9 protein-coding genes are annotated in these 11782 nt (G+C 59.6%); all 9 read left to right on the top strand.

The annotated features are described in order from the left end of the window. The first annotated feature begins 13 nt into the window (after positions 1–13). From R0140_RS22815 to R0140_RS22775, 9 genes are read left to right on the top strand one after another with little or no spacing between them, the layout of a single operon-like run. Complete coding sequence (locus R0140_RS22815) at positions 14–1780, top strand: peptidoglycan glycosyltransferase FtsI (protein ID WP_008807437.1); 1767 nt, start codon at positions 14–16, stop codon at positions 1778–1780. Beyond that, positions 1767–3254, top strand: coding sequence for a UDP-N-acetylmuramoyl-L-alanyl-D-glutamate--2,6-diaminopimelate ligase (murE, locus tag R0140_RS22810; protein WP_008807436.1), 1488 nt, complete (start codon positions 1767–1769; stop codon positions 3252–3254). The genes R0140_RS22815 and murE overlap by 14 nt, the downstream gene beginning before the upstream one ends. After that, positions 3251–4609, top strand: coding sequence for a UDP-N-acetylmuramoyl-tripeptide--D-alanyl-D-alanine ligase (gene murF / locus R0140_RS22805; RefSeq protein ID WP_012968939.1), 1359 nt, complete (start codon positions 3251–3253; stop codon positions 4607–4609). Before murE ends, murF begins: the two co-directional genes overlap by 4 nt. Then, positions 4603–5685 carry a phospho-N-acetylmuramoyl-pentapeptide-transferase gene (gene mraY, locus R0140_RS22800; RefSeq protein ID WP_008807434.1) on the top strand — a complete coding sequence of 361 codons (1083 nt, stop codon included), beginning with the start codon at positions 4603–4605 and terminating at the stop codon, positions 5683–5685. The genes murF and mraY overlap by 7 nt, the downstream gene beginning before the upstream one ends. Before the next feature lie 2 nt (positions 5686–5687). Next, positions 5688–7004 carry a UDP-N-acetylmuramoyl-L-alanine--D-glutamate ligase gene (gene murD / locus R0140_RS22795; RefSeq protein ID WP_032740424.1) on the top strand — a complete coding sequence of 439 codons (1317 nt, stop codon included), beginning with the start codon at positions 5688–5690 and terminating at the stop codon, positions 7002–7004. Further along, entirely contained in the window at positions 7004–8278 is a 1275-nt protein-coding gene (gene ftsW, locus R0140_RS22790; protein ID WP_004204337.1) for a cell division protein FtsW, read from the top strand. The genes murD and ftsW overlap by 1 nt, the downstream gene beginning before the upstream one ends. Then, entirely contained in the window at positions 8275–9345 is a 1071-nt protein-coding gene (gene murG, locus R0140_RS22785) for an undecaprenyldiphospho-muramoylpentapeptide beta-N-acetylglucosaminyltransferase (protein WP_008807432.1), read from the top strand. The genes ftsW and murG overlap by 4 nt, the downstream gene beginning before the upstream one ends. Positions 9346–9393: 48 nt before the next feature. Further along, entirely contained in the window at positions 9394–10869 is a 1476-nt protein-coding gene (murC, locus tag R0140_RS22780; protein ID WP_008807431.1) for a UDP-N-acetylmuramate--L-alanine ligase, read from the top strand. Continuing rightward, positions 10862–11782 carry a D-alanine--D-alanine ligase gene (locus R0140_RS22775; RefSeq protein WP_008807430.1) on the top strand — a complete coding sequence of 307 codons (921 nt, stop codon included), beginning with the start codon at positions 10862–10864 and terminating at the stop codon, positions 11780–11782. Before murC ends, R0140_RS22775 begins: the two co-directional genes overlap by 8 nt.

Genomic DNA, 11782 nt, shown 5'->3' with positions numbered 1-11782 from the left:
ATTATTGCGACGGATGAAAGCAGCGCCAAAAACGCCAAAAGCAAAGCGTCAGGAAGAACAGGCCAACTTTATCAGTTGGCGTTTTGCGTTGCTGTGCGGCTGTATTCTGCTGGCGCTGACTTTCCTGCTAGGTCGTGTCGCCTGGCTCCAGGTGGTCAGCCCCGACATGCTGGTGCGTCAGGGCGATATGCGCTCGCTGCGCGTCCAGGAAGTGTCTACCGCGCGCGGGATGATTACCGACCGCTCCGGGCGGCCGCTGGCGGTCAGCGTACCGGTGAAGGCTATCTGGGCCGATCCGAAGGAGCTGCATGATGCTGGCGGGGTCACCTTGGATACGCGCTGGAAGGCGCTGGCGGACGCCCTCAATATGCCGCTGGATCAGCTGGCAACGCGCATCAATACCAATCCGCGGATGCGTTTTATCTATCTGGCGCGTCAGGTAAACCCTGACATGGCCGACTACATCAAAAAGCTAAAGCTGCCGGGCATTCATCTGCGTGAAGAGTCCCGTCGTTATTACCCTTCCGGAGAAGTGACTGCTCACCTCATTGGCTTTACCAACGTCGACAGCCAGGGGATTGAAGGGGTCGAAAAAAGCTTTGATAAATGGCTTACCGGCCAGCCGGGCGAGCGTATCGTGCGTAAAGACCGCTATGGCCGGGTCATTGAAGATATCTCTTCTACCGACAGCCAGGCGGCGCACAACCTGGCGCTGAGCATCGACGAACGTCTGCAGGCGCTGGTCTATCGCGAGCTGAACAACGCCGTGGCCTTTAACAAAGCCGAGTCGGGCAGCGCCGTGTTAGTGGACGTTAACACCGGGGAAGTGCTGGCGATGGCCAACAGCCCCTCCTATAACCCGAACAACTTCGCCGGTACGGCGAAAGACACCATGCGTAACCGCGCTATCACCGACGTATTCGAACCGGGTTCGACGGTGAAACCGATGGTGGTGATGACGGCGCTGCAACGCGGTATCGTCAACGAAAATACCGTGCTGAATACCATTCCCTATCGAATTAACGGCCACGAAATCAAAGACGTGGCGCGTTATAGCGAATTGACCCTGACCGGGGTGCTACAGAAGTCGAGTAACGTCGGTGTTTCTAAGCTGGCGTTAGCGATGCCGTCCTCAGCGTTAGTAGATACTTACTCACGTTTTGGGCTTGGAAAGGCGACCAATTTGGGGTTGGTCGGAGAACGCAGTGGCTTATATCCTCAAAAACAACGGTGGTCTGACATAGAGAGGGCCACCTTTTCTTTCGGCTACGGGCTAATGGTAACCCCGTTACAGTTAGCGCGAGTCTACGCAACGATTGGCAGCTATGGCATCTATCGCCCGCTGTCAATTACCAAGGTTGATCCACCGGTTCCGGGCGAGCGCGTCTTCCCGGAATCACTCGTTCGTACCGTCGTTCATATGATGGAAAGCGTGGCGCTGCCCGGCGGCGGCGGCGTGAAAGCGGCGATCAAAGGCTATCGCATCGCGATTAAAACCGGTACGGCGAAAAAAGTGGGGCCGGATGGCCGCTATATCAACAAATATATTGCTTACACCGCAGGCGTTGCGCCCGCCAGCCATCCGCGCTTCGCGCTGGTGGTGGTGATCAACGACCCGCAGGCAGGTAAATACTACGGTGGCGCCGTTTCCGCGCCGGTCTTCGGTGCCATCATGGGCGGCGTATTGCGCACCATGAACATTGAGCCGGATGCGCTGGCAACGGGCGAAAAAAGTGAATTTGTAATTAATCAAGGCGAGGGAACAGGTGGCAGATCGTAATTTGCGCGACCTACTCGCTCCGTGGGTGCCAAACGCACCGGAGCGCATTCTGCGAGAGATGACGCTGGACAGCCGGGTGGCTGCTTCCGGCGATCTCTTTATCGCGGTACAGGGTCATCAGGCGGACGGGCGTCGTTATATCCCGCAGGCGATAGCGCAAGGTGTGGCTGCCATTATTGCTGAAGCGCAGGGCGAGGCTGAAGACGGTGAGATCCGTGAAATGCACGGCGTGCCGGTTATTTACCTGAGCCAGCTTAACGAACGCTTATCGGCGCTGGCCGGGCGTTTTTATCATCAGCCGTCGCAGCAGCTGCGTCTGGTGGGCGTCACCGGTACTAACGGTAAAACGACCACCACTCAACTGCTGGCGCAGTGGGCGAAGCTGCTCGGCGAAACCAGCGCAGTGATGGGGACCGTTGGCAACGGCCTGCTGGATAAAGTCGTGCCGACCGAAAATACCACCGGTTCTGCGGTAGACGTTCAGCATGTGCTCTCCAGTCTGGTCGGGCAGGGGGCAACCTTCGGCGCGATGGAAGTCTCTTCCCACGGTCTGGTGCAACACCGCGTGGCGGCGCTGCAGTTTGCCGCCTCGGTGTTTACCAATCTGAGCCGCGACCACCTCGACTACCATGGCGACATGGAGCACTACGAAGCGGCGAAATGGCTGCTGTACTCGACCCACCATTGCGGCCAGGCCATCGTCAACGCTGACGATGAAGTGGGGCGTCGCTGGCTGGCGAAGCTGCCGGATGCGGTGGCGGTGTCGATGGAAGATCATATCAATCCGAACTGCCACGGCCGCTGGCTGAAGGCCACCGCGGTCAACTATCACGACAGCGGCGCGACCATTCAGTTTGACTCCAGCTGGGGCAACGGTGAAATCGAAAGCCGCCTGATGGGCGCCTTTAACGTCAGCAACCTGCTGCTGGCGCTGGCGACGCTGCTGGCGCTGGGCTATCCGCTGGCCGATCTGCTGAAAACCGCAGCGCGTTTACAGCCGGTATGCGGCCGTATGGAAGTGTTCAGCGCGCCCGGTAAACCGGCCGTGGTGGTGGATTACGCCCATACGCCTGACGCGCTGGAAAAAGCGCTGCAGGCCGCGCGCCTGCACTGCAGCGGCAAGCTGTGGTGCGTTTTCGGCTGCGGCGGCGACCGTGACAAAGGCAAGCGTCCGCTGATGGGCGCTATCGCTGAAGAATTTGCCGACATCGTGGTGGTCACTGATGACAACCCGCGCACCGAAGAGCCGCGGGCGATTATCAACGATATTCTGGCCGGCATGCTCGATGCGGGTCATGCGAAGGTGATGGAAGGCCGCGCGGAAGCGGTCACCAACGCCGTGATGCAGGCGAAAGAGAACGACGTGGTGCTGGTGGCGGGTAAAGGCCATGAAGATTACCAGATCGTCGGCAATCGCCGTCTGGATTATTCCGACCGCGTCACCGTCGCGCGTCTGCTGGGAGCGGTAGCATGATTCGCTTTACGTTAAGCCAGCTCGCCGCGATCGCCCATGGCGAACGGCAGGGTAGCGACATCGCTATCGACGAGGTGACCTCCGATACCCGTAAAGTGACGGCGGGCTGCCTGTTTGTGGCGCTGAAAGGCGAGCGTTTCGACGCTCATGATTTTGCCGAACAGGCGAAAGCAGCTGGCGCCGGCGCGCTGCTGGTGAGCCGTCCGCTGGCCTGCGATCTCCCGCAGGTGATCGTGAAAGATACCCGCCAGGCTTTCGGCGAGTTAGCCGCCTGGGTGCGTCAGCAGGTACCGACCCGCGTCGTCGCCCTGACCGGCTCGTCCGGTAAAACCTCGGTCAAAGAGATGACCGCGGCGATCCTTAGCCAGTGCGGCAACACACTGTATACCGCTGGCAACCTGAACAACGATATCGGTGTACCGATGACGCTGCTGCGCCTGACTAAAGAGCATCAGTACGCGGTGATCGAACTCGGCGCCAACCACCAGGGCGAAATCGCCTGGACCGTCAGCCTGACGCGTCCGGAAGCCGCGCTGGTCAACAACCTTGCTGCGGCGCACCTCGAAGGTTTCGGCTCGCTGGCGGGCGTGGCGAAGGCGAAGGGCGAAATCTATACCGGTCTGCCGGAAAACGGCATCGCCATTCTCAATGCTGATAACAACGACTGGCTGAACTGGCAGGCGGTGATTGGCGATCGCAAAGTGTGGCGCTTCTCACCGAATGCGGCCAACAGCGACTTCACGGCGACCAACGTGCAGATCACCAGCCACGGTACCGAATTTACGCTGCAGACCCCAACCGGCAACGTTGACGTCCTGCTGCCGCTGCCGGGACGCCATAACATCGCTAACGCGCTGGCGGCGACCTCGCTGGCGATGGCGGTAGGCGCCGATCTGGCGGCGGTAAAAGCCGGTCTGGCGCAGCTGAAGGCCGTTCCGGGGCGTCTGTTCCCGATCCGGCTGACGGAGAGCCAGCTGCTGCTGGATGACTCCTACAACGCCAACGTTGGTTCGATGACCGCGGCGGTGCAGGTACTGTCAGAGATGCCCGGCTTCCGGGCGATGGTGGTCGGCGATATGGCGGAGCTTGGCGCGGAAAGCGCAGCCTGCCATCGCGAAGTCGGCGAGGCAGCGAAAGCGGCGGGGCTGGATTGCGTCCTCAGCGTCGGCACCTTGAGCGCGGATATCAGCCGCGCCAGCGGCGTGGGCGAACATTTTAATGATAAAGCCGCAGTAGTGGCTCGCCTGCGCGAGCTGCTGGCGGAGCACAAGATAATGACCATTTTAGTGAAGGGTTCACGTAGTGCCGCCATGGAAGAGGTAGTACGCGCATTACAGGAGACTGGGACATGTTAGTATGGCTGGCCGAACATTTGGTCAAATATTATTCCGGCTTTAACGTCTTTTCTTATCTGACGTTTCGCGCCATCGTCAGCCTGCTGACCGCGCTGTTCATCTCGTTGTGGATGGGCCCGCGCATGATCGCCCGTCTGCAAAAACTCTCCTTCGGCCAGGTCGTACGTAACGACGGTCCGGAGTCCCATTTCAGCAAACGCGGCACGCCGACCATGGGGGGGATCATGATCCTCACTGCGATCACCGTCTCCGTTCTGCTGTGGGCTTACCCCTCCAACCCGTACGTCTGGTGCGTACTGACGGTATTAATCGGCTACGGGATCATCGGCTTTGTTGATGATTACCGTAAAGTCGTGCGCAAAGATACCAAAGGCCTGATCGCCCGCTGGAAGTATTTCTGGATGTCGGTGATCGCGCTGGGCGTGGCGTTCGCGCTCTATCTGGCCGGGAAAGACACCCCGGCGACCGAGCTGGTGGTGCCATTCTTTAAAGACGTGATGCCGCAGCTGGGCCTGCTCTATATCCTGCTGGCTTACTTCGTTATCGTCGGTACCGGCAACGCCGTCAACCTGACCGATGGCCTCGACGGCCTGGCGATTATGCCGACCGTCTTCGTCGCTGCCGGCTTTGCGCTGGTGGCATGGGCTACCGGCAACATGAACTTCGCCAACTACCTGCACATTCCCTATCTGCGCCATGCTGGCGAGCTGGTGATCGTCTGTACGGCGATTGTCGGCGCGGGTCTGGGCTTCCTGTGGTTTAACACCTATCCGGCGCAGGTCTTTATGGGCGACGTCGGTTCGCTGGCGCTCGGCGGCGCGCTGGGCATTATCGCCGTGCTGCTGCGTCAGGAATTCCTGCTGGTGATTATGGGCGGCGTTTTCGTCGTGGAGACTCTGTCGGTGATCCTGCAGGTTGGCTCCTTTAAGCTGCGCGGTCAGCGCATCTTCCGTATGGCGCCGATTCACCATCACTATGAACTGAAGGGCTGGCCGGAGCCGCGCGTTATCGTGCGCTTCTGGATTATTTCGCTGATGCTGGTGCTGATTGGCCTGGCGACGCTGAAGGTACGTTAATCATGGCAGATTATCAGGGTAAAAAAGTCGTCATTATTGGGCTGGGTATGACCGGCCTGTCATGCGTGGACTTTTTCATGGCGCGCGGCGTGACGCCGCGCGTGATGGACACCCGCGTCGCGCCTCCGGGGCTGGATAAATTACCCGAATCGGTCGAATGCCATGTTGGCGGACTCAATGATACCTGGCTGCTGGCGGCGGATCTGATTGTCGCCAGTCCCGGCATCGCGCTGGCCCATCCTTCACTGAGCGCGGCGGCCGATGCAGGCGTAGAGATCGTTGGTGATATCGAACTGTTCTGCCGCGAGGCGCAGGCGCCGATTATCGCCATTACCGGCTCTAACGGCAAAAGCACTGTCACTACTCTGGTGGGCGAGATGGCGAAAGCGGCCGGGGTTAACGTCGGCGTGGGCGGTAATATCGGCCTGCCGGCGCTGATGCTGCTGGACACCGATCGTGAGCTATATGTGCTGGAGCTCTCCAGCTTCCAGCTGGAAACGACCTCCAGCCTGCAGGCGGTGGCGGCAACCATCCTCAACGTGACTGAGGACCATATGGACCGCTACCCGCTGGGGCTGCAGCAGTATCGCGCGGCGAAGCTGCGGATTTACGAGAATGCAAAAACCTGCGTGGTGAACGCGGACGATGCGCTCACGATGCCGGTACGCGGGGCGGACGATCGCTGCATCAGCTTTGGTGTCGATGTCGGTGACTACCACCTTAACCGTCAGCAGGGCGAAACCTGGCTGCGCGTTAAAGGTGAGAAAGTCCTCAATGTGAAAGAGATGCCTCTCACCGGTCAGCATAACTACAGCAACGCCCTGGCGGCACTGGCGCTGGCCGATGCCGCGGGCCTGCCGCGGGCCAGTAGCCTCAAGGCATTAACCACCTTCACTGGTCTGGCCCATCGCTTTCAGCTGGTGCTGGATCACAACGGCGTACGCTGGATTAACGACTCGAAGGCCACCAACGTCGGCAGCACCGAGGCGGCGCTGAACGGCCTGCAGCTGGACGGCACGCTGTACCTGCTGCTGGGCGGCGACGGCAAGTCCGCTGATTTTACCCCGCTGAAGCGCTACCTCGGCGGCGATCGTATTCGCTTGTACTGTTTTGGTCGCGATGGCGCCGAGCTCGCTGAGCTGCGTCCTGACGTGGCGGTACAAACTGAAACCATGGAACAGGCGATGCGTCAGATAGCGCCCCTGGTGAAAGCGGGCGACATGGTTCTCCTGTCGCCGGCGTGCGCCAGCCTGGATCAGTTTAAGAATTTTGAACAACGGGGCGATATTTTTGCCCGTCTGGCGAAGGAGTTAGGTTGATGCGTTTCTCTCTCCCACGCCTGAGAATGCCGCAGCTGAGCTTGCCTCGGTTGAGACTGCCGCGACTGCCGGGGATGTTTATCTTCGCCTGGCTGTTCGCCGCGCTAAAAGGCTGGGTGATGGGCTCGCGCCCGAAAGATAACGACAGTCTGGTGATGTATGACCGGATGCTGCTGTGGCTGACCTTCGGCCTGGCGGCGATCGGCTTTATTATGGTGACCTCGGCGTCGATGCCGGTGGGGCAGCGCCTGGCGAACGATCCTTTCCTCTTTGCCAAGCGCGACGGCCTGTATATTGTGCTGGCCTTTGTCCTCGCGCTGGTGACGCTGCGCCTGCCGATGGATTTCTGGCAGCGCCACAGTACCGCGATGCTGATTGCCTCAATTGTGATGCTGCTGATCGTACTGGTGGTGGGCAGCTCGGTAAACGGCGCATCGCGCTGGATCGCCCTTGGCCCGCTGCGTATTCAGCCGGCGGAGTTCACCAAGCTGTCGCTGTTCTGCTATATCGCCAACTATCTGGTGCGTAAAGCGGATGAAGTGCGTAACAACCTGCGCGGGTTCTTAAAACCGATGGGCGTGATTTTCGTGCTGGCGATACTGCTGCTGGCGCAGCCTGACCTCGGTACCGTGGTAGTGCTGTTCGTCACCACGCTGGCGATGCTCTTCCTTGCTGGCGCGAAGCTGTGGCAGTTCATCGCCATTATCGGCATGGGTATCTCGGCGGTGGTCCTGCTGATCCTCGCCGAACCGTACCGTATTCGCCGCGTGACCTCCTTCTGGAACCCATGGGAAGACCCGTTCGGCAGTGGTTACCAGCTGACCCAGTCGCTGATGGCCTTTGGCCGCGGCGAGATGTGGGGGCAGGGCCTCGGCAACTCAGTGCAAAAACTGGAGTATTTGCCGGAAGCGCACACTGACTTTATCTTCGCCATTATCGGCGAAGAACTCGGTTATATCGGTGTGGTACTGGCGCTTTTAATGGTATTCTTCGTCGCTTTCCGCGCCATGTCGATTGGCCGTAAAGCGCTGGAGATCGATCATCGCTTCTCCGGCTTCCTCGCCTGTGCGATTGGTATCTGGTTTAGCTTCCAGGCGTTAGTTAACGTCGGGGCGGCGGCGGGTATGCTGCCGACGAAAGGTCTGACGCTGCCGCTGATCAGTTATGGTGGTTCCAGTCTGCTGATTATGTCGACGGCCATCATGTTGTTGTTGCGAATAGATTATGAAACGCGTCTGGAAAAAGCCCAGGCGTTTACACGGGGTGTTCGATGAGCGGTCAGGAAAAGCGGTTGATGGTGATGGCGGGCGGCACCGGCGGGCATGTGTTCCCGGGGCTGGCGGTCGCGCACCATTTAATGGACCAGGGCTGGCAGGTTCGCTGGCTGGGTACCGCCGATCGTATGGAAGCGGATTTAGTGCCGAAAAACGGCATCGAGATTGATTTTATCCGTATCTCCGGCCTGCGTGGCAAAGGGATAAAAGCGCAACTGTTAGCGCCGGTGCGTATCTTCAACGCCTGGCGTCAGGCGCGAGCGATCATGAAGCGTTTCCAGCCGGATGTGGTGCTGGGCATGGGCGGCTATGTCTCCGGGCCTGGCGGTCTGGCGGCGTGGTCGTTGGGGATCCCGGTGGTCCTCCACGAACAAAACGGTATTGCCGGTCTGACCAACAAATGGCTGGCGAAGATTGCGAAGAAAGTGATGCAGGCGTTTCCCGGCGCGTTCCCGCATGCGGACGTGGTCGGAAACCCGGTGCGTACCGATGTACTGGCGCTGCCGCTGCCGGGTCAGCGACTGGTGGGGCGTCATGGACCGATTCGCGTGCTGGTGGTCGGTGGCTCTCAGGGCGCGCGCGTCCTGAACCAGACTATGCCGCAGGTGGCGGCGAAGCTCGGTGATGCGGTGACCATCTGGCATCAGAGCGGCAAAGGTGGCCAGCAAACCGTGCAACAGGCCTATGCCGCTGCGGGGCAGCCGCAGCATAAAGTGACGGAATTTATTGATGACATGGCCGCGGCCTATGCCTGGGCTGATGTCGTGGTTTGCCGTTCCGGCGCGCTGACGGTCAGCGAAATTGCCGCCGCAGGTTTACCGGCGCTGTTTGTACCCTTCCAGCACAAAGATCGTCAGCAGTACTGGAATGCGCTGCCGCTGGAGAAAGCCGGCGCGGCGAAAATTCTTGAACAGCCTGAGTTCACGGTAGAGGCGGTTGCCTCTACCCTGGCGAGCTGGGATCGGGAAACGTTGCTGGATATGGCGGAACGAGCGCGTGGCGCTTCGATTCCGGACGCTACCGAGCGAGTAGCAGAAGAGGTCAGCGCCGTAGCTTTGGCGCGCTAATTGCGGTGATTTTCACCGCCCGAATGACAGAAGTTGATGGCGTAAAGAATGAATACACAAGATTTGGCAAAACTGCGTTCCATAGTGCCCGAGATGCGTCGCGTCCGGCACATTCACTTTGTCGGCATCGGCGGTGCCGGTATGGGCGGTATTGCCGAAGTGTTGGCTAATGAAGGTTACCAGATCAGCGGCTCCGACCTGGCGCCGAATCCGGTGACCCAACAGCTGTCGCAGCTTGGCGCCACTATTTATTTCAACCATCGCCCGGAAAACGTTCGCGATGCCAGCGTTGTGGTCGTTTCCAGCGCGATTTCCGCAGATAACCCGGAAATCGTTGCCGCACACGAAGCGCGCATTCCGGTGATCCGCCGTGCGGAAATGCTGGCGGAGCTGATGCGCTTCCGCCACGGGATTGCGATTGCCGGAACTCACGGCAAAACCACTACCACCGCGATGGTGTCCAGTATTTACGCCGAAGCCGGGCTCGACCCGACCTTCGTCAACGGCGGGCTGGTGAAAGCGGCGGGCGTGCATGCCCGTCTCGGCCATAGCCGTTATCTGATTGCGGAAGCGGATGAGAGCGATGCGTCGTTCCTGCATCTGCAGCCGATGGTCGCGATTGTGACCAACATCGAAGCCGACCATATGGATACCTACCATGGCGACTTCGAAAATCTGAAGCAGACCTTTATTAACTTCCTGCACAACCTGCCGTTCTACGGACGCGCGGTGATGTGCGTGGACGATCCGGTTATTCGTGAACTGCTGCCGCGCGTAGGCCGGCAGATCACCACCTACGGTTTTAGCGACGACGCCGACGTTCGCGTCGAGGACTACCGTCAGCTTGGGGCTCAAGGCCATTTTCGCCTGGTGCGTCAGGATAAAGAGATCCTGCAGGTCACGCTCAATGCCCCGGGTCGCCATAACGCGCTGAACGCGGCGGCGGCGGTGGCCGTGGCGACGGAAGAGGGAATTGACGACCAGGCGATCCTGCGCGCGCTGGAAAGTTTCCAGGGAACCGGACGCCGCTTTGATTTTCTTGGCGAGTTTCCGCTGGCGGAAGTCAACGGCAAGCCGGGCAGCGCGATGCTGATCGATGACTACGGCCACCATCCGACGGAAGTGGACGCCACCATCAAAGCCGCGCGCGCTGGCTGGCCGGATAAAAATCTGGTGATGCTGTTCCAGCCGCACCGTTATACCCGTACCCGCGATCTGTATGACGATTTCGCCAACGTGCTGACCCAGGTCGATGCGCTGCTGATGCTGGATGTCTATCCGGCGGGCGAAGCGCCGATCCCGGGCGCCGATAGCCGCTCACTGTGCCGTACGATCCGCGGTCGCGGTAAAGTTGACCCAATCCTGGTCTCTGACCCGGCCCAGGCCGCGGAGATGCTGGCGTCGGTGCTGACCGGTAACGATTTAGTGCTGGTGCAGGGCGCGGGCAATATCGGAAAAATTGCCCGTCACCTGGCTGAAATCAAACTGGCTCCGCAAAAAACGGAGGAAGAGCGCCATGGCTGATAAAATCGCGGTGCTTTTCGGTGGAACCTCCGCTGAACGTGAAGTGTCGCTGAATTCAGGCGCCGCGGTGCTGGCCGGGCTGCGTGAAGGCGGGGTGGATGCCCATCCGGTCGACCCGCGCGACATCGATATTACCCAGTTAAAAAATCTGGGCTTTAAGAAAGCGTTTATTGCCCTCCATGGCCGCGGCGGGGAAGATGGCACATTGCAGGGGCTGCTGGATCTGATCCAGTTGCCTTATACCGGCAGCGGGGTGATGGCCTCTGCGCTGTCGATGGATAAACTGCGCAGCAAATGGCTGTGGCAGGGGGCGGGATTGCCGGTCGCGCCGTGGGTCGCGCTGACCCGCGCCCAGTTTACTGCAGGACTTTCTGCTGCCGTTGAACAACAGATTGCGGCGCTGGGCCTGCCGGTCATCATCAAGCCGAGCCGTGAAGGCTCCAGCGTCGGGATGTCGAAAGTCAGCGAAAGCTGTGATTTACCGAGTGCATTGGCGCTGGCTTTTCAGCATGATGATGAAGTTTTGGTCGAAAAATGGCTTAGTGGGCCGGAATTTACCGTCGCCATCGTCGGTGAAGAAATTTTACCGTCAATACGTATCCAGGCCGCGGGAACCTTCTATGATTATGAGGCGAAGTATCTGTCTGATGAGACGCAATATTTCTGCCCTGGATTTGAAGATCCCGCGCGTGAGTCAGACATCCAGAGCCTGGTGCTTAAAGCCTGGAATGTTCTGGGGTGTAAAGGCTGGGGCCGTATTGACGTGATGCTGGACAGCGATGGCCAGTTTTATCTGCTGGAAGCAAATACTTCCCCGGGCATGACCAGCCATAGCCTTGTACCGATGGCGGCGCGTCAGGCAGGAATGAGCTTCTCCCAGCTTGTTGTACGAATTCTGGACCTGGCGGGGTGA

Source organism: Klebsiella sp. w6 (assembly GCF_033100215.1).
Lineage (GTDB): Bacteria > Pseudomonadota > Gammaproteobacteria > Enterobacterales > Enterobacteriaceae > Klebsiella > Klebsiella variicola.
The sequence above is the reverse complement of the archived record's forward strand: the minus strand, read 5'-3'. Positions and strand labels throughout refer to the sequence as shown.